This is a genomic window from Citrobacter sp. CK194, assembly GCF_030333395.1.
Classification (GTDB): Bacteria; Pseudomonadota; Gammaproteobacteria; order Enterobacterales; family Enterobacteriaceae; genus Citrobacter_B; species Citrobacter_B koseri.
Genome location: NZ_JAOWGA010000017.1, coordinates 497,119 through 521,912, shown reverse-complemented (window position 1 = coordinate 521,912; position 24,794 = coordinate 497,119). Strand labels below are relative to the sequence as shown.

General features: G+C 54.0%; 27 protein-coding genes. 19 read left to right on the top strand and 8 right to left on the bottom strand.

The annotated features are described in order from the left end of the window. Positions 1–7 precede the first annotated feature (7 nt). From potG to OGX80_RS10790, 7 genes are all read left to right on the top strand, one after another. The gene (potG, locus tag OGX80_RS10820; protein ID WP_012133102.1) at positions 8–1,141 is read left to right on the top strand and encodes a putrescine ABC transporter ATP-binding subunit PotG; all 1,134 of its coding nucleotides are present in this window, start codon (positions 8–10) and stop codon (positions 1,139–1,141) included. A 9-nt stretch (positions 1,142–1,150) separates the two neighbouring features. Beyond that, positions 1,151–2,104 carry a putrescine ABC transporter permease PotH gene (gene potH, locus OGX80_RS10815; RefSeq protein WP_012133101.1) on the top strand — a complete coding sequence of 318 codons (954 nt, stop codon included), beginning with the start codon at positions 1,151–1,153 and terminating at the stop codon, positions 2,102–2,104. Beyond that, positions 2,101–2,946, top strand: coding sequence for a putrescine ABC transporter permease PotI (gene potI / locus OGX80_RS10810; protein WP_012133100.1), 846 nt, complete (start codon positions 2,101–2,103; stop codon positions 2,944–2,946). Before potH ends, potI begins: the two co-directional genes overlap by 4 nt. Positions 2,947–3,006: 60 nt before the next feature. Beyond that, entirely contained in the window at positions 3,007–3,495 is a 489-nt protein-coding gene (locus tag OGX80_RS10805) for a YbjO family protein (RefSeq protein WP_012133098.1), read from the top strand. Between the two features lie 40 nt (positions 3,496–3,535). After that, entirely contained in the window at positions 3,536–4,666 is a 1,131-nt protein-coding gene (gene rlmC / locus OGX80_RS10800; protein WP_115181795.1) for a 23S rRNA (uracil(747)-C(5))-methyltransferase RlmC, read from the top strand. 132 nt (positions 4,667–4,798) lie between these two features. Further along, complete coding sequence (locus OGX80_RS10795; protein ID WP_047457883.1) at positions 4,799–5,506, top strand: response regulator transcription factor; 708 nt, start codon at positions 4,799–4,801, stop codon at positions 5,504–5,506. Then, positions 5,490–6,959 (top strand): sensor histidine kinase, encoded by a 1,470-nt coding sequence (locus OGX80_RS10790; RefSeq protein WP_115181794.1) that lies wholly within the window; start codon positions 5,490–5,492, stop codon positions 6,957–6,959. Before OGX80_RS10795 ends, OGX80_RS10790 begins: the two co-directional genes overlap by 17 nt. Before the next feature lie 37 nt (positions 6,960–6,996). Here OGX80_RS10790 and artJ read toward each other — a convergent pair whose 3' ends face one another. The 6 genes from artJ to OGX80_RS10760 all read right to left on the bottom strand — a co-directional run bounded on the left by artJ (position 6,997) and on the right by OGX80_RS10760 (position 11,768). Further along, positions 6,997–7,728, bottom strand: a complete 732-nt coding sequence (gene artJ, locus OGX80_RS10785; RefSeq protein WP_012133094.1) for an arginine ABC transporter substrate-binding protein ArtJ — start codon at positions 7,726–7,728, stop codon at positions 6,997–6,999. Between the two features lie 263 nt (positions 7,729–7,991). Next, positions 7,992–8,660, bottom strand: a complete 669-nt coding sequence (artM, locus tag OGX80_RS10780) for an arginine ABC transporter permease ArtM (protein WP_012133092.1) — start codon at positions 8,658–8,660, stop codon at positions 7,992–7,994. After that, a complete protein-coding gene (gene artQ, locus OGX80_RS10775) occupies positions 8,660–9,376 on the bottom strand; it encodes an arginine ABC transporter permease ArtQ (protein WP_049009773.1) in 717 nt (238 codons plus the stop codon). The genes artM and artQ overlap by 1 nt, the downstream gene beginning before the upstream one ends. Positions 9,377–9,382: 6 nt before the next feature. Further along, the gene (gene artI / locus OGX80_RS10770) at positions 9,383–10,114 is read right to left on the bottom strand and encodes an arginine ABC transporter substrate-binding protein ArtI (protein WP_024130494.1); all 732 of its coding nucleotides are present in this window, start codon (positions 10,112–10,114) and stop codon (positions 9,383–9,385) included. Positions 10,115–10,131: 17 nt separating this feature from the next. After that, positions 10,132–10,860, bottom strand: coding sequence for an arginine ABC transporter ATP-binding protein ArtP (gene artP / locus OGX80_RS10765; RefSeq protein ID WP_024130493.1), 729 nt, complete (start codon positions 10,858–10,860; stop codon positions 10,132–10,134). A gap of 392 nt (positions 10,861–11,252) precedes the next feature. Then, positions 11,253–11,768 (bottom strand): lipoprotein, encoded by a 516-nt coding sequence (locus OGX80_RS10760; RefSeq protein WP_115181793.1) that lies wholly within the window; start codon positions 11,766–11,768, stop codon positions 11,253–11,255. A 128-nt stretch (positions 11,769–11,896) separates the two neighbouring features. Here OGX80_RS10760 and OGX80_RS10755 point away from each other — a divergent pair, with 128 nt between their 5' ends. From OGX80_RS10755 to OGX80_RS10745, 3 genes are all read left to right on the top strand, one after another. Further along, a complete protein-coding gene (locus OGX80_RS10755) occupies positions 11,897–12,220 on the top strand; it encodes a heavy metal-binding domain-containing protein (RefSeq protein WP_012133087.1) in 324 nt (107 codons plus the stop codon). Continuing rightward, on the top strand, positions 12,217–13,047 hold the full coding sequence (locus OGX80_RS10750; RefSeq protein WP_071259576.1) for an N-acetylmuramoyl-L-alanine amidase: 831 nt from the start codon (positions 12,217–12,219) through the stop codon (positions 13,045–13,047). Before OGX80_RS10755 ends, OGX80_RS10750 begins: the two co-directional genes overlap by 4 nt. Positions 13,048–13,339: 292 nt before the next feature. After that, positions 13,340–13,963, top strand: coding sequence for a helix-turn-helix domain-containing protein (locus OGX80_RS10745; RefSeq protein ID WP_012133085.1), 624 nt, complete (start codon positions 13,340–13,342; stop codon positions 13,961–13,963). Positions 13,964–14,048: 85 nt separating this feature from the next. On the opposite strand, the gene OGX80_RS10740 is transcribed toward OGX80_RS10745, so the two are convergent. Both OGX80_RS10740 and OGX80_RS10735 read right to left on the bottom strand, forming a co-directional pair. Continuing rightward, positions 14,049–14,549, bottom strand: coding sequence for a type II secretion system protein GspB, cryptic system variant (locus OGX80_RS10740; RefSeq protein WP_115181787.1), 501 nt, complete (start codon positions 14,547–14,549; stop codon positions 14,049–14,051). Further along, positions 14,549–16,126: an ExeA family protein gene (locus OGX80_RS10735; RefSeq protein ID WP_115181786.1), complete on the bottom strand. Its 1,578-nt coding sequence runs from the start codon at positions 16,124–16,126 to the stop codon at positions 14,549–14,551. Before OGX80_RS10735 ends, OGX80_RS10740 begins: the two co-directional genes overlap by 1 nt. Positions 16,127–16,426: 300 nt before the next feature. On the opposite strand from OGX80_RS10735, the gene gspC reads away from it, so the two are divergent. The 9 genes from gspC to gspK are packed head-to-tail and all read left to right on the top strand — an operon-like array spanning position 16,427 to position 24,780. Beyond that, the gene (gene gspC / locus OGX80_RS10730; protein ID WP_024130492.1) at positions 16,427–17,158 is read left to right on the top strand and encodes a type II secretion system protein GspC; all 732 of its coding nucleotides are present in this window, start codon (positions 16,427–16,429) and stop codon (positions 17,156–17,158) included. 13 nt (positions 17,159–17,171) lie between these two features. Then, positions 17,172–19,094 (top strand): type II secretion system secretin GspD, encoded by a 1,923-nt coding sequence (gene gspD, locus OGX80_RS10725; protein ID WP_115181785.1) that lies wholly within the window; start codon positions 17,172–17,174, stop codon positions 19,092–19,094. Positions 19,095–19,108: 14 nt separating this feature from the next. After that, positions 19,109–20,587, top strand: coding sequence for a type II secretion system ATPase GspE (gspE, locus tag OGX80_RS10720; protein ID WP_012133077.1), 1,479 nt, complete (start codon positions 19,109–19,111; stop codon positions 20,585–20,587). Further along, entirely contained in the window at positions 20,587–21,795 is a 1,209-nt protein-coding gene (gene gspF, locus OGX80_RS10715; protein ID WP_104868859.1) for a type II secretion system inner membrane protein GspF, read from the top strand. The genes gspE and gspF overlap by 1 nt, the downstream gene beginning before the upstream one ends. 2 nt (positions 21,796–21,797) lie before the next feature. Further along, on the top strand, positions 21,798–22,247 hold the full coding sequence (gspG, locus tag OGX80_RS10710) for a type II secretion system major pseudopilin GspG (protein ID WP_012133075.1): 450 nt from the start codon (positions 21,798–21,800) through the stop codon (positions 22,245–22,247). Further along, on the top strand, positions 22,247–22,732 hold the full coding sequence (gene gspH / locus OGX80_RS10705; protein WP_012133074.1) for a type II secretion system minor pseudopilin GspH: 486 nt from the start codon (positions 22,247–22,249) through the stop codon (positions 22,730–22,732). The genes gspG and gspH overlap by 1 nt, the downstream gene beginning before the upstream one ends. Further along, the gene (gspI, locus tag OGX80_RS10700) at positions 22,725–23,105 is read left to right on the top strand and encodes a type II secretion system minor pseudopilin GspI (protein ID WP_110494437.1); all 381 of its coding nucleotides are present in this window, start codon (positions 22,725–22,727) and stop codon (positions 23,103–23,105) included. Before gspH ends, gspI begins: the two co-directional genes overlap by 8 nt. Then, positions 23,102–23,767 carry a type II secretion system minor pseudopilin GspJ gene (gene gspJ, locus OGX80_RS10695; RefSeq protein WP_115181783.1) on the top strand — a complete coding sequence of 222 codons (666 nt, stop codon included), beginning with the start codon at positions 23,102–23,104 and terminating at the stop codon, positions 23,765–23,767. The genes gspI and gspJ overlap by 4 nt, the downstream gene beginning before the upstream one ends. Beyond that, a complete protein-coding gene (gene gspK / locus OGX80_RS10690) occupies positions 23,764–24,780 on the top strand; it encodes a type II secretion system minor pseudopilin GspK (protein WP_115181782.1) in 1,017 nt (338 codons plus the stop codon). Before gspJ ends, gspK begins: the two co-directional genes overlap by 4 nt. Positions 24,781–24,794: the final 14 nt, after the last annotated feature.

Below are 24,794 nucleotides of genomic sequence, written 5' to 3'. Positions count from 1 at the left end.
GCACCCCGTGAACGACGCGACCCCCCGCCCACAGGCGAAAACTCGTAAAGCGCTGACGCCGCTTCTTGAAATCCGCAACCTGACAAAATCATTTGATGGTCAACACGCCGTGGATGATGTCAGCCTCACCATCTATAAAGGCGAAATATTTGCGCTGCTTGGCGCATCGGGCTGCGGGAAATCCACGCTGCTGCGTATGCTGGCCGGATTTGAACAACCCTCCGCCGGGCAAATCATGCTCGATGGCGTCGATCTGGCGCATGTCCCGCCTTATCTGCGCCCTATCAATATGATGTTTCAGTCCTATGCGCTGTTCCCCCATATGACGGTGGAGCAGAACATTGCGTTTGGGCTGAAGCAGGACAAGCTGTCGAAGGCGGAAATCACCGCGCGCGTGAACGAAATGCTGGGGCTGGTGCATATGCAGGAGTTCGCTAAACGTAAGCCTCATCAGCTTTCCGGCGGCCAGCGTCAGCGTGTGGCGCTGGCGCGTAGCCTGGCGAAACGCCCGAAGCTGTTGCTGCTCGACGAACCAATGGGTGCGCTGGATAAAAAGCTGCGCGACCGGATGCAGCTGGAAGTCGTCGATATTCTTGAGCGCGTTGGCGCGACCTGCGTGATGGTAACGCACGATCAGGAAGAGGCGATGACGATGGCCGGGCGAATTGCGATCATGAACCGTGGGAAATTCGTGCAGATTGGCGAACCGGAAGAGATTTATGAACATCCGACCACCCGCTACAGCGCGGAATTTATCGGTTCTGTGAATGTCTTTGAAGGCTTGCTGAAGGAACGTCAGGATGATGGGTTGGTCATTGATTCGCCGGGGCTGGTGCATCCTCTGAAGGTGGATGCGGATGCGTCCGTTGTCGATAACGTTCCGGTGTATGTCGCGCTGCGCCCGGAAAAAATCATGCTGTGCGACGCGCCGCCAGAAGACGGCTACAACTTTGCCGTGGGTGAAGTGGTGCATATCGCCTACCTCGGCGATTTGTCGATTTATCATGTGCGGTTGAAAAGCGGCCAGATGTTGAGCGCTCAGTTACAGAACGCGCATCGCTATCGCAAAGGATTGCCGACCTGGGGCGATGAAGTGCGTTTATGTTGGGATGCGGACAGCTGTGTGGTGTTGACGGTTTAAGGAGCGAAAATGAGTACACTTGAACCTCCGGCTCGCGATAAAAAGCCCGGCGGCCTGACGCTGTGGCTGGCGCGGATGCAAATGAAGCATGGGCGTAAGCTGGTCATCGCGGTGCCGTACCTTTGGCTGATCCTGCTTTTCCTGCTGCCGTTTCTGATCGTGTTTAAAATCAGCCTGGCGGAGATGGCGCGGGCGATCCCGCCCTATACCGATCTGATGGCGTGGGCCGACGGGCAGCTATCCCTGACCCTCAACCTGGGAAACTTCCTGCAACTGACGGACGATCCGCTCTATTTTGACGCCTATTTGCAGTCTTTGCAGGTGGCGGGCGTTTCGACTCTCTGCTGTTTGCTGCTGGGGTATCCGCTGGCCTGGGCGGTGGCGCACAGCAGGCCGTCAACGCGTAATATTCTGCTGTTGCTGGTGATCCTGCCGTCCTGGACCTCGTTTTTGATCCGCGTTTACGCCTGGATGGGGATTCTGAAAAATAACGGCGTGCTGAACAACTTCCTGATGTGGCTGGGGGTTATCGATCATCCCCTGACGATTTTGCACACCAATCTGGCGGTGTATATCGGTATTGTCTACGCCTATCTGCCGTTTATGGTGCTGCCGATTTATATCGCGCTGACGCGCATTGACTATTCGCTGGTGGAGGCCTCGCTGGATCTGGGCGCGCGTCCGCTGAAAACCTTCTTTAGCGTCATTGTGCCGTTAACGAAAGGGGGCATAATTGCCGGATCGATGCTGGTGTTTATTCCGGCGGTGGGGGAATTTGTGATCCCGGAACTGCTCGGCGGGCCAGACAGCATTATGATCGGTCGCGTACTGTGGCAGGAGTTCTTCAACAACCGCGACTGGCCGGTGGCCTCTGCGGTGGCTATCATCATGTTATTACTGCTGATTGTACCGATTATCTGGTTCCATAAGCATCAGCAAAAAAGCGAGGGGGAACTCGGATGAATACTTTACCGGTGGTTCGTTCGCCCTGGCGAATTGTTATTCTGGTGCTCGGGTTTACCTTTCTGTATGCGCCGATGCTGATGCTGGTCATCTATTCGTTTAACAGCTCGAAGCTGGTGACTGTCTGGGCGGGGTGGTCTACGCGCTGGTATGGCGAGCTGTTCCGGGATAGCGCGATGATAAGCGCCGTCGGCCTGAGCCTCACGATTGCCGCTTGCGCCGCGACAATGGCGGCTATTCTGGGGACGATTGCCGCCGTGGTAATGGTGCGTTTTGGCCGTTTTCGTGGAGCGAATGGCTTTGCGTTTATGATCACCGCGCCGCTGGTTATGCCGGATGTGATTACCGGGCTGTCGCTGTTGCTGCTGTTTGTGGCCCTGGCCCATGCTATCGGCTGGCCCGCAGATCGCGGAATGCTGACAATCTGGCTGGCGCACGTTACCTTCTGTACGGCCTATGTGGCGGTGGTTATTTCATCGCGTCTGCGCGAACTGGATCGCTCGATTGAAGAGGCGGCGATGGATCTTGGCGCGACGCCGTTAAAAGTGTTCTTTGTGATTACGCTGCCGATGATCATGCCTGCGGTGATCTCTGGATGGCTGCTGGCTTTCACGCTGTCGCTGGACGATCTGGTGATCGCCAGTTTTGTCTCTGGCCCGGGGGCGACGACATTGCCGATGCTGGTCTTCTCCAGCGTGCGTATGGGGGTTAACCCGGAGATTAACGCGCTGGCGACCCTTATCCTCGGCGTGGTAGGCATTGTCGGTTTTATCGCCTGGTATCTGATGGCGCGCGCAGAAAAGCAGCGGATGCGTGATATCCAACGTGCAAGACGCGGCTGAAGAAACTAAAATCTGCCAACCTGGCAACACGTTACCGTGGGCAAACGCGGTAACGTTTTCATGGAAGACGATTCGTTGGGATTTTTTAAGAAATCATCCTCATCACATGCCCGTTTAAATGTACCCACGCTGGTGCAGGTGGCGGCGCTCGCGATTATTTTGATCCGCTGCCTCGATTTGCTGATGATTTTTAACACGCTCGGCATGCGGGGAATGGGGGAGTTTATTCATCGCAGCGTGCAAACCTGGAATCTGACGCTGGTGTTTTTAGGCAGCCTGGCGCTGGTCTTTACTGAAATATATTGCGCGTTTTCGCTGGTGAAAGGGCGCAACTGGGCGCGCTGGGTGTACCTGCTCACGCAGGTTATTGCCACAGGTTATCTGTGGGCGGCGTCGTTGGGCTATGGCTACCCGGAACTGTTCAGTATTGCCGGGGAGTCGAAACGCGAAATTTTGCGCACGCTGGTGATGCAGAAATTGCCGGACATGCTGGTTCTGATGCTGCTCTTTATTCCTGCGGGCAGCAGGCGGTTCTTCCGTTTGCAATAACGTGTATAATCCTCGCCCCTGGTAATATGAAGGTCTTTGTATGCAGTGCGCACTCTACGACGCCGGTCGCTGTCGATCCTGTCAGTGGATAGTCCAGCCGATCCGCGATCAACTCTCCGCCAAAACCGCCGATCTAAAGGGGCTGCTTGCCGATTTTTCAGTTGAACAGTGGTGTGCGCCGGTCAGCGGCCCGGAGCAGGCCTTTCGTAATAAAGCCAAAATGGTGGTCAGCGGCAGCGTGGAAAAGCCGCTGTTAGGCATGTTGCATCGCGATGGCACCCCGGAGGATTTGAGTGACTGTCCGCTCTATCCCGACACGTTTGCTCCCGTTTTCGCCACGCTGAAGCCGTTCATCGCCCGTGCCGGGTTAACGCCTTACAACGTGGCGCGCAAACGCGGCGAGCTGAAATACATCCTGCTGACGGAAAGCCAGTTCGATGGCGGCATGATGCTGCGGTTCGTGCTGCGCTCAGAAACCAAACTGGCGCAGCTGCGCGCGGCGCTGCCGTGGCTACAGGCGCAGTTACCGCAGCTGAAGGTTATTACCGCGAATATTCAACCGGTACACATGGCGATTATGGAAGGGGAGACGGAGATCTTCCTGACGGAGCAGCAGGCGCTGGCAGAACGTTTTAACGATGTGCCGCTGTGGATCCGTCCGCAGAGCTTTTTCCAGACCAACCCGGTCGTTGCGAGCCGTCTGTATGCGACGGCGCGTGACTGGGTGCGTCAGCTGCCTGTTCATCACATGTGGGATCTGTTTTGCGGCGTCGGGGGATTTGGTTTGCACTGCGCCACCCCGGAAATGACGTTGACGGGCATTGAGATCGCACCAGAGGCAATCGCCTGCGCGAAGCAATCCGCCGCAGAACTGGGGCTGACGAATCTTCATTTTCAGGCGCTGGATTCTACGCAATTCGCGACCGCGCAAGGAGAGGTGCCGGAACTGGTGCTGGTGAACCCGCCGCGTCGCGGCATTGGAAAAGCCCTGTGCGACTATCTTAGCCAGATGGCGCCGGAATACATCATCTACTCCAGTTGCAACGCGCAGACGATGGCAAAGGACATTGCCAACTTGCCGGGCTACCGTATTGAGCGTGTTCAACTTTTCGATATGTTCCCGCATACCGCGCATTATGAAGTGTTAACGCTGTTGACCAAAGCACACTGACCGGTAGGCCGGGTAAAGCGAAGCCGCCGCCTGGCGCAACGTCCGCACAAAGTTCAACAAAATGTGAACTCTTCCCCCCTGTGAAATCGGGTAAGCTTAAGTTATTGGCATTGAGAGAATGAAGGCTTACCCATGAAGCAGATCCTGCTGGTGGAAGATGACCACGACATCGCGGCGCTCCTGCGCCTCAATTTAGAAGACGAAGGCTACGCCATTACTCACCAACCGGATGGGGGCAAGGCGTTACAGTGCCTTGAAACCCAACCCTGGGATGCCGTGATCCTCGACCTGATGCTCCCCAACGTTGACGGTCTGGAAATTTGTCGTCGCATCCGTCAGATGACCCGCTACCTGCCGGTGATTATTATCAGCGCCCGCAGCAGCGAAACGGACCGCATTACCGGGCTGGAAACCGGGGCAGATGATTACCTGGCAAAACCCTTCTCGGTGCAGGAGCTGATCGCGCGCATCAAAGCGCTGTTTCGCCGTCAGCAGGCTATGGGGCAGGCACAGACTGCCGGGCATATTCAGGCTCATGGCCTGACGCTTGATCCGCTGGCGCGTACGGTGCGCTTGCACGGTCAGGACGTGGACCTCACGCCGCGTGAATTTGAGCTGCTGTACTTCTTTGCCCGTCATCCCGGCGAAGTCTTTTCGCGTCTGGCGCTGCTGGAACAGGTCTGGGGCTATCAGCACGAAGGGTATGAGCACACCGTCAACACCCACATTAATCGCCTGCGCATCAAGATTGAAAAAGATGCCGCTGAACCGGAGATTATTCGTACCGTCTGGGGCAAAGGTTACAAATTTGCGGAGCTGAACCATGATGCGGCGCTTTAGCCTGAGCCAGCGGCTGACGCTGCTGTTCATTCTGCTGCTGATGCTCTGCGCCACCGTTGCCTGCGCGGTGCAACTCTACAGCAGCATGCAGTACGGCAACGCGATGGTGCAGCGGCTGTCCGGCGGGCTGGCGCAACAGATTGTGCAGCGTGAACCCATTCTGGATGCGCAGGGCAGGGTTGACCGCAGCGTGCTGAAGCCGTTGTTTGACCGCCTGATGACCTTTAACCCGAGCGTTGAGCTGTATGTCGTCTCTTCTGACGGCGAACTGCTGGCCGATGCCGCGCCGCCGGGCCATATCCAGCGGCAAAAGATCGATATTAGTCCATTGCAAACCTTTCTCAGCGGCGCAGCGATGCCCGTCTATGGCGACGATCCGCGTAGTCAGAGTCAGAAGGTTTTCAGCGTTACCCCTTTACGTCAGGATGGTGAGCTTAAAGGCTATTTGTACATCATCCTGCAAGGTGAAGAGTCAAATGCGCTGGCAGAAATGGCCTGGCATAAAGCACTCTGGAGTACGGTGTTGTGGTCCCTGCTATGGGTGGCGCTGTTCGGCCTGCTGGCGGGGTTACTGATCTGGTACTGGGTGACGCGCCCGGTAAAACGCCTGACGATGGACGTTGCCGGGCTGGAGCAGGACAGCATTACCGCCATCAAACAGCTGGCGGCACAGCAGCCGGAGACCACGGTGAGTGATGAAGTTGCGGTGCTGCGCAATACTTTTATCGAGCTGGCGCGCAAAATCGCCGGTCAGTGGGATCAACTGGCCGACAGCGACCGGCAGCGCCGGGAGTTTATCGCCAATATCTCGCATGACTTACGCACGCCGCTGACGTCATTGCTGGGCTACCTGGAAACGTTATCGCTTAAATCCGCTACGCTGACGCCGCAGGAAACGCAGCAATATCTCGCCACCGCGCTGCGTCAGGGGCACAAGGTGCGGCACCTGTCGCAGCAGCTTTTCGAGCTGGCGCGGCTTGAGCATGGCAGCATTAAACCGCAACTGGAGCGCTTTGCTATTGGTGAGCTGATTCAGGATGTGGCGCAAAAATTCGATCTGACAATAGAGACCCGGCAGTTGCATTTGCAGGTCGATATGCCGCATTCCCTGCCGCTTATCAATGCTGACGTCTCAATGATAGAGCGGGTAGTGACGAATCTGCTGGATAACGCCGTGCGCCATTCGCCGCAGGGGAGCACTATCCGGCTGAAGGTCTGGCAGGAGGAGGCGCAGCTACAGGTAGAGGTCAGCGACAGCGGGCCAGGTATCGACGAAGCGTTGCGTGAACAACTGTTCCAGCGACCATCGGTGCTGGGGCATCAGGCGTCGCGGGAAGATCGCGGAGGGTTAGGGCTGCTGATTGTAAGACGGATGCTGGAACTGCACGGCGGTGGGATCAGGCTGATGGATTCGGTGAGTGGCGCGCGCTTTAGGTTCTTTGTGCCCTTATAGAATTGCCGGATGGCGCAGCGCCATCCGGCAAGGAAGATTACTGCGGGAACCACTGATCGCTGATTTTCTGATAAGTGCCATCAGCTTTGATTGCCGCCAGCGCGGTGTTCAGTTTTTCCAGCAGCGCTTTATTATCCGGGCGCACAGCGATGCCAAGGCCGGTGCCGAAGTATTGCGGATCGGTCACTTTTTCTGTTGCCGCGCCCAGTTGCGGATTGGTTTTCAGCCACTCATTCACCACGGCGGTATCGCCGAATACGCCATCAATACGGCCATTTTTCAGGTCGATAATCGCATTCTGGTAGCTGTCATAAGCTACGGTTTTCACTTCAGGATGCTTATCTTGCAGGTATTTCTGGTGCGTGGTGCCGTTTTCCATGCCGATACGTTTCCCTTTCAGGTCGGCAAAGGTTTTATAGCTGTCTTTTTTCGCAATCACCAGCGCAGAGTTGGCATAGTAAGGGCTGGTGAACGTCACCTGTTTGCTACGCTCAGGGGTAATATCCATACCAGAGATAACCGCGTCATATTTTTTGAATTTCAGCGCCGGGATCAGGCTGTCAAACGCGTGGTTGGTAAAAGTACAGTCGGCCTGCATTTGTTTGCATAACGCAGTCGCCAGATCGATATCGAAACCGACGATTTTATTGCTCGCATCCAGTGATTCGAACGGCGGGTAAGTAGCGGAAACGCCGAAATTGATTTTATCGGCAGCTGAGGCGCCAGCGGCGAAAGTAGCGAGTAATGCGGCCAGAACTAACTTTTTCATGGTGGAACTCCCGTCTGTCAATCTTATGATTATTCACCGTGTCTGCGGCATGGGTTTACAATGCCATTTAATGAATTTATATGCAATAAAAATGATTAAGTATTTTTGTTATTATAAAAAAAGACGGACAGCTTAGTGGCTTGTCCGCCTTTATGATTTCGTTTTATGCATTTATGTCGATAATTTTGTAGGCTGGATAAGGCGCTTGCGCCATTGCCTGATGGCGACGCTGACGCATCTTATCAGGCCTACATATGATGTTCTTAATTCCTGCGCTCAAACGCCAGCGCTTTACGCTCGATGAGGCGCATCAGCAAGGTTAACAAACCGTTGACGATCAGATAAATCACGCCAGCCGCGCCAAACACCATCACATCGTAGGTACGACCGTACAGCAGCTGGCCGTGGCCCATCACTTCCATCAGCGTAATGGTGTACGCCAGGGAGGTGCTTTTGAAGACCAGCACCACCTCATTGGAGTAAGAGGAGAGGGCGCGTTTAAACGCGTACGGCAGCAGGATCGCCAGGGTATCTTTTTTGCTCATCCCCAGCGCGCCGCAGGACTGCCACTGGCCTTCCGGGATCGCGCGAATCGCGCCATAGAACAGCTGCGTGGTATAGGCCGCGCTGTTGAGCGACAGGGCAAGTAAGGCGCATAGCCACGGCTCGGACAGCAGGTGCCAGAGTACCGGGTAATCCTGTAACGACGGGAATTGCCCCGGGCCGTAGTAGATCAGGAAGATTTGCACCAGCAGCGGCGTACCGGTAAACAGCGTAATGTAGCCGCGAACCAGCCATACCAGCACCGGCGTTTTCAGCGTCAGAATGATGGTGAAAATCAGCGCCAGGATCAGCGCGACGATGATAGACGCAACCGTCAGCGTCAGGCTGGTGTGCAGCCCTTTCATCAGTTCAGGTAAATACTCAAACATCAGCCTGGTCTCCGCTCAAAACGTGTCGCGCGCAGGTCAATGCGTTTGAGAATGTACTGACTCACCAGCGTAATCACCAGATAGATAGCCGCAGCCACAATGTACCAGGTGAACGGCTCCTGAGTGCGCGTGGCGATGCTTTTTGTTTGCAGCATCAGATCGTTCACGCTGATAAGGCTGACCAGCGCGGTATCTTTCAGCAATACCAGCCACTGGTTGCCCAGCCCTGGCAGCGCATGACGCCACATTTGCGGCATCACCAGGCGGAAGAAAATCGCGGTTTTTGATAAGCCTAACGCCTGACCGGATTCCCACTGTCCAGACGGAACCGCTTTCAGCGCGCCGCGCAGCGTTTGCGACGCGTATGCCGCATACAGCAACGACAGCGCGATGACGCCGCACAGGAACGGGCTGACGTCGAAGTCTTCAATCTGCATCTGCAACGGGATTTGCACAAACCCCAGGTTGATGGTGAAGCCATCAGACAGCATCAGCAGAAGCTGAGAGGAACCGAAATAGATAAACAGCACCACCAGAATTTCCGGCAGGCCGCGCAGAATCGTGACCAGTGCGGAACCTGTCCAGGCTATCGGGCGCCATTTTACGGACTCCCAGACGGCAAAAATCATAGCGAGGACGAGGCCGATGATCAGCGCACAAACGGCAAGGCCGACGGTCATCCCGGCGGCGCTTGCTAAAGGAAAAAATTCGTTCATCAAGTCTTACTTCTGGAACCATTTGTTGTAGATGGTTTCGTACGTGCCATCTTGCTTCACTTTTTCCAGCGCAGTGTTGAATTTCTGCTGTAGTTCCGTGTTGCCCTGGCGTACCGCGATACCGAGGCCGGTGCCGAAGTAATCTTTGTCGGTCACTTTATCGCCAACCGGCGCCAGCTTCGGATTATCTTTCAGCCATTCAGTGACCACGGCGGTGTCGCCGAACACGCCGTCAATACGACCATTTTGCAGATCCAGCTTCGCGTTCTGGTAGCTGTCATAAGGCACGGTGGTGATTTCCGGGTGCTTATCCATGATGAACTTCTGGTGGGTAGTGCCATTCTGTACGCCCACTTTTTTGCCTTTCAGCTGGTCGATGCTGGTGTATTTACCCTGCTGACCGATGAACAGTGCGGAGTTGTCATAGTAAGGCGTGGTGAACAGAACCTGCTTTTCACGCTCAGGCGTGATGTCCATACCGGCCATCACCGCGTCGAAACGACGGAACTTCAGGCTTGGGATCAGGCTGTCAAACGCCTGGTTGGTAAAGGTGCAGGTCGCGTCAATCTCTTTACACAGCGCATTGGCCAGATCGACGTCAAAGCCGACGATTTTGTTACTGGCATCCATAGATTCGAACGGAGGGTAGGATGCTTCCGTGGCGAAACGGATGGTTTGAGCTGCTGTAGCGGAAAGGCTAAAGCCTGCAATTAGCGCGGCAATCAGAACTTTTTTCATTGTCATTGTCCCGAATCTTAGTGAGATAAATAGTTTTTGAATGCATCGGTCTGCGGGTTCGCAAAGCAGCTCGCATCCCCTTGCTCGACGATGTGACCGTTTTCCATATAGATCACCCGGCTGGCGGTTTTACGCGCCACTTCTACTTCGTGAGTGACGATCACCTGGGTAATTTTGGTTTCCGCCAGTTCACGAATAATACTGACGATTTGCGCGGTGATTTCCGGGTCCAGCGCGGCGGTTGGCTCGTCAAACAGCAGCACCTGCGGCTCCATCATTAACGCACGGGCGATAGCCACACGCTGTTGCTGACCGCCGGAAAGATGCAGAGGATAGCGATCGCTGTAAGGTTTCAGACGCAGACGTTCCAGCAGCTTCTCGGCACGCGCCAGCGCCTGGTCTTTTGACAGACCCAGCACGCGGCAGGGCGCTTCAATCAGGTTTTGTTGTACCGTGAGATGCGGCCAGAGATTGTATTGCTGAAAAACCATGCCTACGTTCTGGCGCAATTCACGAATCGCCTTATCAGAAGGCGTTTTCGTGAAGTCGAAATGATTTCCTGCGATAGTGAGCGTGCCGGAGCGCGGCATCTCAAGCAGATTGAGTACACGCAGCAGCGAGCTTTTACCCGCTCCGCTTGGGCCAAGTAACACCAGCGTTTCGCCCTGAGGGCAATCCAGCGTGATATCGAACAGCGCCTGATGCGCGCCGTAGAAGCAATTAATGCCGTTTAATTGAATACTCATTGATTCTCGTATGCTGGCAGTCTGATAACTGTACACGTCATCCTTCATGCTGCCTCTTTGTTGGCTGCTGAGTGACTCGTCTCACCCTGAGACTCGCCCTTACGAACCGTTGCTCGCGACGTTCAAATCTGTTCCTGACAGATTTGTCACTCCAGTCACTTGCCGCCTCGACGCATCATGAATGATTTTGTGTATGTTGAGGCCGCAGATAGTACCTTTGACAGAATAGTTATGCAATATTTATGCGTTAAAAGTTAAATGCAAACCGCATTCTTCACTAAACATAGCACAAAATAGCGGGGGCGGTAGGCGGCAAGAATAATTGTCGGCATTCTATGCAGAATGCCAGACGATTTGTGGGGCTTATGATTTATCGACGTTTTGTCGGGTGATCAGCGGTTTTCGACGGACTGGCGCAGCGTACCGGCTGGCGCGTGGACGCTGCCGCCAAGATAACGCACATCATCAATAACCCAGCACTGACCTTCATGGATCATCAGCACTTCGTCGCGCCAGGTCTGGTCGCCTTGCTTCAGCTCCACGCGCAGTGGGATGTTGCGGGCGTCGCGATTAGGAATGGTGGACGCGCTGGCTACGCTGGCGCTATCCGGGAAGGTGGTGCGGCTGGAGAACGGGTCGCTGCTCATCAACTGGCGGTGTTCGCTGTCACGGCTGGCGTCAGAGAGCAGTTTTGCCAGGTTGTCGCTTAAGTAAGGGCGAAGGGCGGTAATGTCGTTAGTACGGTTTTGAATGCGGTAGTCATAAAATTGTTGAGCCACGCTGTCCGGCCCGCCTTCTATGCACGACCCGCTGCGCGGGCCATTGTCTTTATAAGCAGGAGTGACGGTTGTGCAGGCACTGAGCAGCAGTGCGCAAGGGACGAGCAGAGAGAGTTTGCTGTAGCGCATAGTGATTTCCTTATAAGCGATCTGCCAAAAAGCGATCTACGATAATCAATTATATCATTTTCAATGATAGCGTATCGGTCTGATAATGCGTTTGAGATCGAGTGCTTAGGTAAACAAGGAGATCGGCTATGCAGTTTTCGACAACCCCGACGCTGGAAGGGCAGAACATCGTGGAATATTGCGGTGTGGTAACGGGTGAAGCCATTTTGGGCGCCAACATTTTCCGTGACTTCTTCGCGGGTATTCGCGATATCGTCGGCGGACGTTCGGGTTCCTATGAAAAAGAGTTGCGTAAAGCGCGTGAAATCGCTTTTCAGGAACTGGGCGAACAGGCGAAAGCGCTGGGTGCGGATGCGGTTGTGGGCATCGACATTGACTATGAGACCGTAGGCAAAGACAGCAGTATGCTGATGGTGAGCGTCAGCGGGACGGCGGTAAAAACGCGCCGATGAGACACCTGCTCTGGCTGGTCGCGTTCGCGCTTCTGTTAACCGGGTGCGCGGGCGAGAAAGGGATTATTGATAAAGACGGGTATCAGCTGGATACCCGTCATCAGGCACAGGCGGCGTACCCGCGCATCAAAATCCTGGTCATCCACTACACGGCGGATGACTTTGATACCTCTCTGGCGACGTTAACGGATAAAAACGTCAGCTCGCACTATTTAATTCCTGCTGTACCGCCGCTTCACCGTGGCAAGCCGCGTATCTGGCAACTGGTGCCAGAGCACGATCTGGCGTGGCACGCGGGTATCAGCTTCTGGCGTGGCGCAACGCGCATCAACGACACGTCCGTTGGTATCGAACTGGAAAATCGCGGCTGGCAAAAGTCGGCGGGAATGAAATACTTCGCCCCGTTTGAACCTGCGCAAATTCAGGCCCTGATCCCACTGGCGAAAGAGATCATTGCCCGCTACGACATTAAGCCGCAAAACGTGGTGGCGCATGCGGATATTGCCCCGCAGCGTAAGGACGATCCTGGCCCTCTGTTCCCCTGGCGCGATCTGGCGGCGCAGGGCATTGGCGCCTGGCCTGATGAACAGCGCGTGGCGTTTTATCTGGCGGGACGCGCGCCCAATACGCCAGTCGATCCCGCATCATTGCTCGACTTGCTTTCGCGTTATGGTTACGAGGTCAAACCGGAGATGACCGCGCGTGAACAGCAGCGGGTGATCATGGCGTTCCAGATGCATTTCCGCCCGGCGTTATGGAACGGGGTGGCGGATGCGCAAACGCAAGCGATTGCTAATGCGTTACTGGAAAAATATGGCCAGAATTAATGGCGCTGGCGTCGTGATAAAAGTCAGTTAACTTGTTTATTTTCATCGAAATTCATTTTGGATAAAAATCAAATTAATCTATGGTTAATTGACTTTAAATTCCCCTCATCTATGATTGATTTTATCAGGAAGATATTTCTTATACGCTAAAAGTCGTGAAACTTAGCGCGCACAATCTTTTTTTTGCTTAATTTTATTTTTAACCAGGTTGAATCAGTGAGTGACATTAAGCTGAGGTTATCACTCGTCGCTTGTCATTAAATTTAAATCAATATTCTTTGAAAGGCATAATATGTTAAGCATTTACGGTAAGAAAATTCGTCCGCATCATGAAATGGAACGTATTATTTCTTTAACGTCAGGTTATAAAGAAAAAACCTTAAAAAAATGGCAGAAAATCACCACCAGTGACTCGGAATATATTCATATTATCGTGAGCGGTGACGTTGAATTTCGCCGTACCTCCGATGAGTTATGTATGTTTACCCTGCAAGGGCAGTGTATCTTTGGGTTATCTGCCATATTTTATGGTTCTCTGCATATGTATGGGCTTGCTCGTACCAATACCGTCGTGCGCTCAATCAAAAAAGATGAGTTTATGCGTCTGTTGACTGAACACAGTTTATGGCCAGATCTCACCAGGGTGCTGTCATGGTATATTTGCCTGCTTAGCAAACGTGATGATGTTTTGGTTGCCCGTAGCGCTTACTCTGTTATTCGTGAATTTTTAATCGAAATTAATGAGCTGATTATTCATCATAACCGTGACATCAATGTATACGACTATATTCAGGAGTATACGAATTTTGCCCGCAGTACGATCATCAAAATTCTCTCTGATCTTAAAAAAGGAAACTATATCGTCATTGAGAAAAGCCGATTAATGTCGATGACGACCTTGCCAGAAAAATATTAATCACATTTCCCATCGTCTCCTCTTCAGCTAATGAAGCGGAGGCCTTTGGGAGCGCATTAAGGCGTAATGATGTTTTCTTGCGTCATCAATCATCGGGCGGTTCCGGTATTTTTCCCTGCTGATAGTCCTCTTTTTGCTCCTGTAACGCTTGCAGGAAACGCGCTTTCAACGATGGCGTCTGTTCTTCCGCGCCGGGCAATGCCCGATCCGAGAGATCGCCTTCCGGCGCTTGCCGCCAGTCGCTGTCTTGACTTACCGGCGCTTCATCCTGCAATGGGGGTAACGCCTGGGGAGCAGGGGCCGGTTTGGGGACTGGCTGCGGGAATGGCTTCGAAATATAAACATAGTGCATCTCAGAAAGCCGGGTATCCGGGTTTTCCACTTTTGTCGGTTTCGGCTCAGACGTCGGATGCTGACAGTTCCAGTAAATATGGGCATACAGTCCGGCAATAATAAACGTGCAGAGGGTCAGCAGCCACATCATGGCGCGGAACAGCACTTTTTGGGGCGCCGGAAGGCGCCAGGCAAAATAGACCGCTTCTCCCGTCGTGAAACTGCGCTGTGCAGCAAGGCAAATGGTGGACATTATTTCGTGTTCCCTTGCGTTTTATGTTCCTGCTTCTGGCTTAGTGTTTGCGCCAGTACGCCCGGAACGCTGTTGGTTGCGCGCATTAACTGCATCAGCGTCTCTTCGCCGGCGATGCCGTCGACATGCAGTCCTGCCTTACCCTGAAATTCACGGGTGCGTTTTGCCAGTTCAGCCGTCCAGCTTCGCGAGTGGGTCAGCGGTTCATTCAACGTCTGGCTTAGCGTTTGATCCAGCCACGCCAGGTCTTTATCGCCGCTGGTCGCGCTAATCTCATCTTTCCCTTGCGGCGTTAAACGATGCAAAAGCGTGTAATTTCCGGTGGCGTGTTGATTAAACCAGTGTCTGCTTACCTGCCAGGTTCGGTTATTGATCAGAAGATCGAGCGACTGTTTATCAACGTGGGCCACGACGGCGTAATTCAGGTGATTACCCGTTTTGATCTCTCCTGCCCACGGATAACCTTCCTGTTCCAGCGCCTGTAAAGACGTATTCCCCTGACGACACATCAGGTTCACTCGCGCTGCGTTCTGGCATAGCGCATCGTTCGCGGAAGCATCATAACCCCACATAAGATAGAGCTGATGCATGGCGTCCGACTGATTAACCACCTCATTTTCAATGGTGGGCATAACAGGCGCAGTCGCCTCAGGCAGCGTCTTTTTCCAACTGGCCGGAACCGGCACTTGTTGCGGCAGGCGAGACGCGATCGCGCCGGAAAAGTACCAGCCGCAGCAGGCGAACAGGACGGAGGCAAACAGCCCTGCGGTTGCCAGGCGTTTACCGCGCGGCGTGGGCGGCAGGAGTTCACCGGCAGCCAGGCGTAAATGGCGTGGGGAAACCTGTATCGCCCGCTCGGTCCATGCGGCAAGCAGCGCCAGATGCGCCAGTTTATTGAGTCCGGTTACGCGGCCTTTGGTCAGCGCATGCATTCTGCGCACCCGCGCGGGCGTCAGTGGCGAGGTATCGACGTTTTGTTCGTCCATCTGTGCCCCGACGTAGTCGATATATTCACGGCAGGTCAGCGAACGTAGCGCAAGGCAGGTATGAACGCGGGGCTGTAAACCAGAATGATCCAGAAGACGGGATTTCTGATCGGGAGAGCCGGTCAGAAGAATCGTGAGCGGGAAGTTCAGCTCTTGCGCCCGCGTCAGCAACATACCCAGAACATCCCAACAATTATCTTTCATGGCCTGTGCCGTGGAGAGGATCAGCAGTTTGCCTTTTTTATTACGCGAAGGCGTTTCCTCATGCCATTGGCGCAAAATGGCATCAATGGCATAAATTTTGTTTTTACCCTCTTTAACGGCAGGGTTCAGTTTATAGAGCAGCATACTGGCGCTCAGTTTGGGGAAGGCGTTAATGGCCAGCGCAGGTGTGCCGCCGTTACGCAGTTTTTCCACAAAGGCATTGTCTAATTCAGGTTCGTCAGAAAACAGACCGATGATGCCGGGCACGTTGGTTTTTTCCTGCAACAGGGAAAAGATGTCCTGATGATAATGAACGAAAAACTCCCCCGTTCGCCGGGTGAGTTTGCCAAACGGCTGAGCGGAAAATTTAAAATGATGCTGATACATGGTGTCTCGCTGTACTTTCTGGCTTCTGGAAACGTTGCGCTAAAAATAATTGAGCGGGTTTATTCGGGCAAATACCGGACAGGAGAAAATTACTCTGATTATTTTCGCTAACACCAGTAAGTGAAATCGTCAATGTTTTTCTGCAATAAAGTTGCCGGGAAAGCGAGTGGTCGACTTTCTTGCCGCTCATTACTATTTGCCGCACCGATTGGCGCAGCTGGTGCTGCAAAATTTAGCTTTATTAAAGGAATTTAAATAATGAGGATGCAGCTTTTCTCCCGATTGATTGCACCCTGCATGATGTTTGTTTTACTGATATTCAGCGGACATCAAGGGTATGTCGTTTTTAAAAACTATAATAAGGTTACAAACAAGTTAAATAACAGAAAAATTAACGTGCGTAAAAATGACGAAAAAGAAAAGTCATTTGCGCTTTTTCAACCTGCCGTCTGGCAGCGAAATACGCCAGCAGCGGTTAAATCACCGCTCTCTGCCGAGATTGAAGGCATCGTCAGCAGCGATGAAAAATGGCTATCGTTTGCCGTTATTAAAACGCCTGCGGGACAGCAAAGTTATCGCGAAGGCGAAAGCCTCGTGGGAGTGAGTGACGCCTGTATTGAGGAGATCAATAACGACAATGTGGTGGTTAATTATGAAGGTACTACGCAGGTACTGGCATTAAAGAAACCTGATTATTTCAGAGGCGGTGTTGAAAGCGGCCCGCTACAAAAACCGACAAACGATGCCGGTGCAGAGAGCCTGCATCTTAATGATGTCCTGGTGCTAAAACCGTTTATTGAAAAAGGTCGTCTGGAAGGGTACGAAATCAACCCGCGCAATGCTTCGTCTTTCTTTCAGAACAGTGGGCTGGAGAAGGGCGATGTGGTTGTGAAGGTGAACAGTACCGATATGACGAAAGAAGAGCAGGCGAAAAGCATCATTGCTGGCTGGTCAAAAATGAAAGAAGCGGCGGTAGTCGTAAGACGTCACGCTCACCTGGAAAATATTCAGGTCAATGTTTTAAACAACTAACAAGTGAATTGCCATGAAGAAATTTCCGTGGGCGTGCGTGGCGCTGACAACTCTGGCGTTATATTCCAGTTCGCTCTTTGCGGCGAATTTTAGCGCCAGTTTTAAAAATACTGATATTCGTGAATTTATTGATACGGTTGGCCGTAATCTCAATAAAACGATTCTGGTCGATCCGTCGGTACAGGGAACCGTATCGGTTCGGACGTATAACGTTTTGACCGAAGATGAATACTATCAGTTTTTCCTCAGCGTGCTGGATTTGTACGGACTTTCCGTGATTCCGATGGATAACGGCATGGTGAAAGTGGTTCGTTCATCCGTTGCGAGAACCGCGGGAACGCCGATTGCCGACAGCAAAAATCCCGGTAAAGGGGATGAAATTATTACCCGCGTCGTGCGGATGGAAAATGTACCGGTACGCGAACTGGCGCCGCTGTTGCGCCAGCTGAACGATGCGACCGGTATCGGCAACGTGGTGCACTTTGAGCCGTCGAACGTCCTGCTGCTCACCGGTAAAGCCTCGGTGGTGAACCGCCTGGTCGATCTGGTTCAGCGCGTCGATCGTTCCGGCGTACAGCGGCGCGAAATCGTTCCGCTGCACTACGCCTCTGCGAAAGAACTTTCGGATATGTTGAATAACCTCAACAACGAAGAGCAAAAAGGGCAGAACGCACCGCAACTGGCGACCAAAGTGGTGGCGGATGAGGAGACGAATAGCCTGGTCATTAGCGGCAGCGAAGAAGCGCGGGCGCGTACCCGCACGCTGATAGCGCAGCTTGATCGCGAGCAGAATAACGAGGGGAATACCCGCGTCTTTTACCTGAAATATGCCAATGCCGCCAAAGTGGTGCCGGTGTTAACGGGCATTGGAGAGCAGATGAAGGACAAGCCGGGCGCAGCGAAAAGTAAATCGCCGGTTGCCGCGACCGATCTGAATATTACTGCCGACGAGTCGACAAACTCACTGGTGATCACCGCGCAGCCGAACGTGATGAACTCGCTTGAGAAGGTGATCGACAAGCTGGACATTCGCCGTCCCCAGGTACTGGTGGAAGCCATTATCGCTGAAGTGCAGGATGGCGCCGGAACCGATCTCGGCGTGCAGTGGACGAGTAAACACGGCGGCGTACAGTTTGGCGCAACCGGTCTGCCGATCGGCCAGGTTAAGAACGGGACGATAAAAGGCGTGAATTTTACCGGTATGGCGACAGGTTTCTTTAACGGCGATTTCGGCGCGCTGATGACGGCGCTGTCGACCAACGGCAAAAACGACATTCTCTCCACGCCGAGCGTGGTGACGCTGGATAACAAAGAAGCGTCGTTTAACGTTGGTCAGGATGTGCCGGTGCTTTCTGGTTCGCAGACGACGACGGGCGACAACGTCTTTAACACCGTTGAGCGTAAGACGGTGGGGACGAAGTTGAAGATCCTGCCGCAGATTAATGATGGCGACATGATCCACATGAAGATCGAGCAGGAAGTTTCCAGCGTGGACGCCAGTTCGACGGAGGATTCGTCTTTAGGCCCAACCTTTAACACCCGCACGATCAATAACGAGGTGATGGTTCACAGCGGGCAGACGGTAGTGCTGGGAGGGCTTATCGAAAATGTCACCAAACAGAATGTGTCGAAAGTGCCGCTGCTTGGCGATATTCCTCTGGTGGGGCAACTGTTCCGCTACACCTCGCAGGATACCACCAAGCGAAACCTGATGGTCTTTATCCATACCACCGTTCTGCGCGATGACGATAACTACAGCGCCGCGTCGAAAGAGAAATACGACCAGGTGCGCGCGCGCCAGCAGCAGCGTATGGAGGAGAAAAAAATGGGCATCCTGGAGCCGGACGATAACGCCATTCTGCCCGCGTTCCCGTCGCCCGTAAAAACCAGCACTGCTGCGCCAGCCACGGCGTCGCGCAATCCGTTTAAAGAGTAAGCCGGGGGTGTCGCGTGGATGAATTAAGCAAAAATTTGTGCAGCAGCAGCTTCGCAAAAGACAACGGTGTGCTGCTTTATCACAACGACGTATATATCCGTGAGGATGCGCCCGCGTTTGCCCTGCTGGAGATGCGTCGCGTGCTGGGGCGTGCCTTTACGCCGGTAACATTAACGCCAGAAGCGTTTGAAGAGATGCTGGCTAAAATCTGGCAGCAGAATAGCGGTGTTTCGCAGCAGCTGGTTGATGATATGGATGCCAATATCGATCTGATGGCGTTAACCGAGGAGATCCCCGATAACGAGGATTTGCTGGATAACGATGAAAACTCGCCGGTTATCCGTCTGATTAACGCCATTCTTGGCGAGGCGGTGAAGGATGGCGCGTCGGATATCCATATCGAAACCTTTGAGCGCACGCTGAGTATCCGTTTTCGCGTTGACGGCGTGCTGCGTCCTGTATTGCAGCCCGCGCGTAAGCTGGCGCCGCTGCTGGTATCGAGGATTAAGGTGATGTCTAAACTGGATATCGCCGAAAAACGCCTGCCGCAGGACGGTCGCATCTCCCTGCGCATTGGGCGTAAAGCGGTGGATGTGCGTGTCTCAACCATCCCGTCGCAGTATGGCGAGCGGGTGGTCATGCGTCTGCTGGATAAAAGCAACCTGAAGCCGGATATCAATAAACTGGGGCTGATCGACGAAGAACTCGAACAGCTCAAAGGACTGATTGGCCGCCCGCACGGGATTATCCTGGTGACCGGGCCGACCGGGTCCGGTAAGAGCACGACGCTTTACGCCATCCTCTCGGCGCTAAACGGCCATGAACGCAATATTCTTACCGTTGAAGATCCGATCGAATATGAACTGGAAGGCGTGGGGCAGACGCAGGTTAACCCGCGAGTGGATATGACGTTTGCCCGAGGCCTGCGCGCGATCCTCCGTCAGGACCCGGATGTGGTGATGATCGGTGAAATTCGTGACGGCGAAACCGCGCAGATTGCGGTTCAGGCGTCGCTTACCGGCCATCTGGTCATGTCTACGCTGCATACCAACAGCGCGGCGGGAGCGATTACCCGGTTGCGCGATATGGGGCTGGAGTCGTTTTTAATTGGTTCATCGCTGCTTGGCGTCATTGCCCAGCGTCTGGTTCGTCGGCTGTGCCCTCACTGCCGTGCCGTCAGTCCGCTGGATGATAATGAAAAACCGCTGTTCAGCTTTATGGAGAGCCCCCCCGACGTGATTTATCGCGCCGTGGGGTGTGAACAGTGCCGCCAGAGCGGTTACCAGGGACGCGCCGGTATTCATGAGTTTCTGCTGGTGGACAGCGCGATGCGCCGCGCTATTCATGAAGATAAAGACGAAATGTCGATTGAAACTCAGCTGTTTAAGCAGGCCTACAGCCTGCGGGAAAATGGTTTGTTGAAGGTGATCTCCGGCGTCACCTCGCTGGAGGAAGTGATGCGTGTTACCGCCGAGCGCGGAGGTGACGAATAATGGCCTGGTTCGCATGGACGGCTACGGATGCCGCCGGGAAAACCCGGCGCGGCGCCTTGCAGGCTGAAGGCCCAAAGCAGGTGCGCCAGACGCTGCGCGAACAGAAGCTGATGCCGATCAGCATTACGCTCACCCGCGAGCGCGCCGCCGGAAAGGGGGCTCAGAAAGGCGCAAAACTTTCGACACCGGTGCTCTCAATGTTTACCCGCCAGCTGTCGACGTTGGTTAATGCCGCACTGCCGCTGGAGAGTGCGCTGAAGGCGATTTCTAAGCAGACGGAAGACAAAAAGCTGGCGGTGATGGTCGGTGAGATCCGCGATAAAGTGGTGGAAGGGCACACGCTTTTCGACGCTTTCAGCCAGTTTCCGCGTACTTTCGACAAGCTCTATTGCACGCTGGTGATGGCAGGGGAAAAGACCGGGCATCTCGGCGGCGTGCTGGAAAAGCTGGCTGAATACAACGAACAGCGACAGAAAATGAAAAGCAAGCTGTCGCAGGCGATGGTCTATCCCATCACCCTGACGGTGGTGGCGATTGCGGTTATCTCCATTCTGCTGGTGGCGGTGGTGCCGCAGGTCATCGAACAGTTTGTGCATATGAAGCAGCAGTTGCCCGTCACCACCCGTACCCTGATTGCGGTCAGCGATTTTTTGCAGGCTTACGGAATGGTTATCGGCGGCGGCCTTGTCGGATCGTTTATCGCTTTTAACGCCTGGCTTAAAAAAGAGCGTCATCGTTTTGCATATCACCGCTGGCTGGTGAACCGTTCGCCGCTGAAAAAACTGGTCTGTGCAATAAACAGCGCCCGTTACATCCGCACCCTGAGCATTTTACAGGCCAGTAGCGTGCCGTTGCTGGAAGGTATGTATATCGCGATGGACGGTATTGAGAATCTGTATGCGCGTCAGGTACTGGAACAGGCGGCGGATACCGTGCGTCAGGGCGCGTCATTATATAACGCACTGGAGCAGGCCAGATTATTTCCGCCAACCATGCTTTATATGATTGCTTCTGGCGAAGAGAGCGGCGAACTCGGTTCATTAATGGATCGCGCCGCCGAAAACCAGGAGTCGGCATTACAACATCGCATTACATTAACGCTGTCGGTATTTGAACCGGCGCTGGTGGTGACGATGGCGACGGTGGTTTTATTTATCGTACTGTCAATATTACAACCGCTTCTTCAGCTCAATAATATGGTGGGTTAATTATGTCTGTGAAAAAAAATAGCCTGAAAGGTCAGGCCGGGTTTACTTTGCTCGAATTAATGGTGGTCATCGTTATTCTTGGTGTTCTGGCCAGCATGGTGGTGCCGAATCTGATGGGGAATAAAGAGAAAGCGGATGCGCAAAAAGCGACCAGCGATATTGTCGCCCTGGAAGGCTCGCTGGATATGTATAAGCTCGATAACCATCGCTACCCAACCACCGAACAGGGGTTGCAGGCGTTGGTGACGAAGCCGGAGATCGCGCCGATTCCCAACGGCTATCGTGCTGACGGTTATATTCGCCGTCTGCCGCAGGACCCGTGGGGAAATGATTACATTCTGGTTAGCCCTGGCGAACATGGCGCGGTAGATGTTTTCTCCTCCGGCCCGGATGGTGAAGCGAATACCGCCGATGATATAACGAACTGGTCTTTAGATAAAAAAGATAAGTAATGAATAAGCAACGTGGATTTACATTGCTGGAAATTATTCTGGCGCTGGTTATTTTTGCCAGCTGCGCCATGATGGTGGTTTCGACAATACCCTCACGCAGCGGCGCAGATATATTAGGCCAGCAATTACAATCCCTCGTTGAATATGGTTCTGATCGGGCAGTGATGGACGGAAATATTGTCGGGCTGGTGATGACGCCAACGGAATATCAGCTGGTGAAGTGGGCCGGGGAAAACGGCGGGCGTCACTGGGCGCCGCTGACAGCCGGGCGTATTTTCACCCACGGACAGTTTCCTGAAGAGATGCATGTTTCGCTCGCTCCCCAGCGTCTGGCGGCCACGCCTGATGCCGACCCGCAGGTGCTCTTTTTACCGGATGGGGAAATTAGCCGATTCACGCTGACGTTGCAGAGCTATGACAAACAGCACCATTTCCGCGTGGTGTCGCAGGGCGCTTCACCCGTTTTGGTAGAGAACAATGACTAAACCGGAAGCGAAAGAACAGGGCATGACGCTGTTGGAAGTCATGGTGGCGCTGGTGATCTTTTCTACCGCCGCGCTGGCGTTGATGAATTCCGTCTCGCTGAATGTGCGTTTTACGCACGGTCTTGCCGATACGCTACAGGCCAGTTGGGTTGCGGAAAACCAGCTCGCGCAAGCGCAGCTTGCAAAAAGCGTTTTTCCCGACGTCGCTGAAGAAGGCAGTGAAACGATGGGCGGACGCAGCTGGAACTGGCGCAAACAGCGGGTGAAAACCGATGACAAGGCGTTTGCCGATGAAGTCCAGGTGTATGCCGAAGGCGAAGAGGGCCAGCCGGTCATCACGCTGCGGGTTGTCCCGCCGAAGGAGCGCAAATGAATACGCCACTCCGTCGCCAGCAAGGTTTTACGCTGCTGGAGATCATGATTGCGCTGACGATTTTTGCCGTGATCAGCACCCTTGCCTGGCAAATCCTTGACGGCGCGATGCGCACCACCACGGCAACGGATGCTGCGGCGACGACGCTTAATCAGCTTCAGCGAGCCTGTAACCTGCTGGAGCGCGATTTCTCTCAGCTCCAGCCGCGCGCGCCGCGCAATGAAACGGATGTGTTCCGTCTGGATCAACATGCCGTTGAGCTGACGACGGTAAGCGGCGTCAGTGGGCAAATTCAGCTGGAACGCGTGCGCTGGCGGCTGGAGGCGCATCGCCTGTGGCGTGATGTCTGGCCTGACATTGATAGTCCAGATGACGTGAGTCCAGAAGAAGTACCGATTTTAAGCAACGTTAAAGCGATGAAGTGGCGATTCTGGCGACAGGGCTGGCAGACGACATGGCTTGAAACCGCCCATCAGCCGGAAGGCGCCGAACTGACGCTGACGATGGAAAACGGGGATACCTGGCGCTGGGTGTTTATGACGCCGGGAGACATGCCGGAAATCCAGGGAGAAAAGAAAGACGAAAGCGCTGAGGCTGCACAACCCACGCCTGCTGACGTTACGGCATCGGTTCCGCCAGCACGCGGTGGAGAACAGCAATGAACACGCAATCGGCGCAAAAACAGCGCGGCGTCGCGCTGCTGGTGGTGTTGATTTTGCTGGTGATGATGTCAGCGCTGGCGGCAAAGATCGGTCAGCAGTTTTGCCGAAATTTGCAGAAAACCCGCTATCAGGTCAGTCAGCAGCAGCTGCGCTGGGCGATGCAAGGCCAGGCTGCGGCGATAAAAGATCGTCTGCAAACCGACGCCAGCGGTGAGAGCAATGGATTATCGCCAGAAGGCGCGTGGCACGAACCGCTGGAAACTCAGGGTGAGAACTATACCGTCGTGAGCCAGATTGAGGACGCCCAGACCTGCTTTAACGTGAACAGTCTGCTGGCCATTGACCCTGCGCCTCCTGCGGATAGCGCCGCCGCGCAGCCGACAAAGCCGGTGAAAGAGCAGATCGTTGAACAGTTGCTGATCGACAGCGGCATCAGTACGGCAGCGGCGGAAGAGGTTTATCAACAACTGGTGGATTATCTGGACGCTGACAACACAACCGCAAAAGAGGCTCTGGAAAGCGATGCCTGGGCGGGCGTGACGCCGCAGCGCCTTCCTGCGAATCAGATGATGCGCACCATCAGCGAGATAAAACGGTTGCCGGGTTTTCCGGTGGCGGCTTATCCCCGCGTCAGCAAGGTGCTGTGCGCGCTGCCTGATACGGAGAGCAAAGTGGATGTGAATACCCTGAAGCCCGGGCAGGCGCAGCTGTTGTCTGCGCTGTCTGCGGGGACGTTAAGTGAGGATGACGCAGCACGGCTGATTGCCTCGCGCCCGGAAGAAGGGTGGGCGTCGGTTGACGCGTTCAGTAAAACGCTCGAAACAAACTATCCGCAGAGCAAAGCGATCCTCGTGCAGATGCAGGCGTTTGTTGCGGTGAACAGTCACTATTTCCGGGTCGAGAGTACCGGTAATACTGATGATTTAACGCTGCGCGTTGTCAGCCAGATTCATGTCGATCGTGACTCTGGCGAGGTGAGAACCTGGCAACGCCGTTACCGAATGATTGAATAAGAAAAGTCATAGTC

What these genes read in the sequence shown, in the direction of transcription:
- potH (WP_012133101.1), top strand. Translation starts at nt 1,151, where the DNA reads ATGAGTACACTTGAACCTCCGGCTCGCGATAAAAAGCCCGGCGGCCTG.
- potI (WP_012133100.1), top strand. Translation starts at nt 2,101, where the DNA reads ATGAATACTTTACCGGTGGTTCGTTCGCCCTGGCGAATTGTTATTCTG.
- OGX80_RS10805 (WP_012133098.1), top strand. Translation starts at nt 3,007, where the DNA reads ATGGAAGACGATTCGTTGGGATTTTTTAAGAAATCATCCTCATCACAT.
- rlmC (WP_115181795.1), top strand. Translation starts at nt 3,536, where the DNA reads ATGCAGTGCGCACTCTACGACGCCGGTCGCTGTCGATCCTGTCAGTGG.
- OGX80_RS10795 (WP_047457883.1), top strand. Translation starts at nt 4,799, where the DNA reads ATGAAGCAGATCCTGCTGGTGGAAGATGACCACGACATCGCGGCGCTC.
- OGX80_RS10790 (WP_115181794.1), top strand. Translation starts at nt 5,490, where the DNA reads ATGATGCGGCGCTTTAGCCTGAGCCAGCGGCTGACGCTGCTGTTCATT.
- artJ (WP_012133094.1), bottom strand. Translation starts at nt 7,728, where the DNA reads ATGAAAAAGTTAGTTCTGGCCGCATTACTCGCTACTTTCGCCGCTGGC.
- artM (WP_012133092.1), bottom strand. Translation starts at nt 8,660, where the DNA reads ATGTTTGAGTATTTACCTGAACTGATGAAAGGGCTGCACACCAGCCTG.
- artQ (WP_049009773.1), bottom strand. Translation starts at nt 9,376, where the DNA reads ATGAACGAATTTTTTCCTTTAGCAAGCGCCGCCGGGATGACCGTCGGC.
- artI (WP_024130494.1), bottom strand. Translation starts at nt 10,114, where the DNA reads ATGAAAAAAGTTCTGATTGCCGCGCTAATTGCAGGCTTTAGCCTTTCC.
- artP (WP_024130493.1), bottom strand. Translation starts at nt 10,860, where the DNA reads ATGAGTATTCAATTAAACGGCATTAATTGCTTCTACGGCGCGCATCAG.
- OGX80_RS10760 (WP_115181793.1), bottom strand. Translation starts at nt 11,768, where the DNA reads ATGCGCTACAGCAAACTCTCTCTGCTCGTCCCTTGCGCACTGCTGCTC.
- OGX80_RS10755 (WP_012133087.1), top strand. Translation starts at nt 11,897, where the DNA reads ATGCAGTTTTCGACAACCCCGACGCTGGAAGGGCAGAACATCGTGGAA.
- OGX80_RS10750 (WP_071259576.1), top strand. Translation starts at nt 12,217, where the DNA reads ATGAGACACCTGCTCTGGCTGGTCGCGTTCGCGCTTCTGTTAACCGGG.
- OGX80_RS10745 (WP_012133085.1), top strand. Translation starts at nt 13,340, where the DNA reads ATGTTAAGCATTTACGGTAAGAAAATTCGTCCGCATCATGAAATGGAA.
- OGX80_RS10740 (WP_115181787.1), bottom strand. Translation starts at nt 14,549, where the DNA reads ATGTCCACCATTTGCCTTGCTGCACAGCGCAGTTTCACGACGGGAGAA.
- OGX80_RS10735 (WP_115181786.1), bottom strand. Translation starts at nt 16,126, where the DNA reads ATGTATCAGCATCATTTTAAATTTTCCGCTCAGCCGTTTGGCAAACTC.
- gspC (WP_024130492.1), top strand. Translation starts at nt 16,427, where the DNA reads ATGTTTGTTTTACTGATATTCAGCGGACATCAAGGGTATGTCGTTTTT.
- gspD (WP_115181785.1), top strand. Translation starts at nt 17,172, where the DNA reads ATGAAGAAATTTCCGTGGGCGTGCGTGGCGCTGACAACTCTGGCGTTA.
- gspF (WP_104868859.1), top strand. Translation starts at nt 20,587, where the DNA reads ATGGCCTGGTTCGCATGGACGGCTACGGATGCCGCCGGGAAAACCCGG.
- gspG (WP_012133075.1), top strand. Translation starts at nt 21,798, where the DNA reads ATGTCTGTGAAAAAAAATAGCCTGAAAGGTCAGGCCGGGTTTACTTTG.
- gspH (WP_012133074.1), top strand. Translation starts at nt 22,247, where the DNA reads ATGAATAAGCAACGTGGATTTACATTGCTGGAAATTATTCTGGCGCTG.
- gspI (WP_110494437.1), top strand. Translation starts at nt 22,725, where the DNA reads ATGACTAAACCGGAAGCGAAAGAACAGGGCATGACGCTGTTGGAAGTC.
- gspJ (WP_115181783.1), top strand. Translation starts at nt 23,102, where the DNA reads ATGAATACGCCACTCCGTCGCCAGCAAGGTTTTACGCTGCTGGAGATC.
- gspK (WP_115181782.1), top strand. Translation starts at nt 23,764, where the DNA reads ATGAACACGCAATCGGCGCAAAAACAGCGCGGCGTCGCGCTGCTGGTG.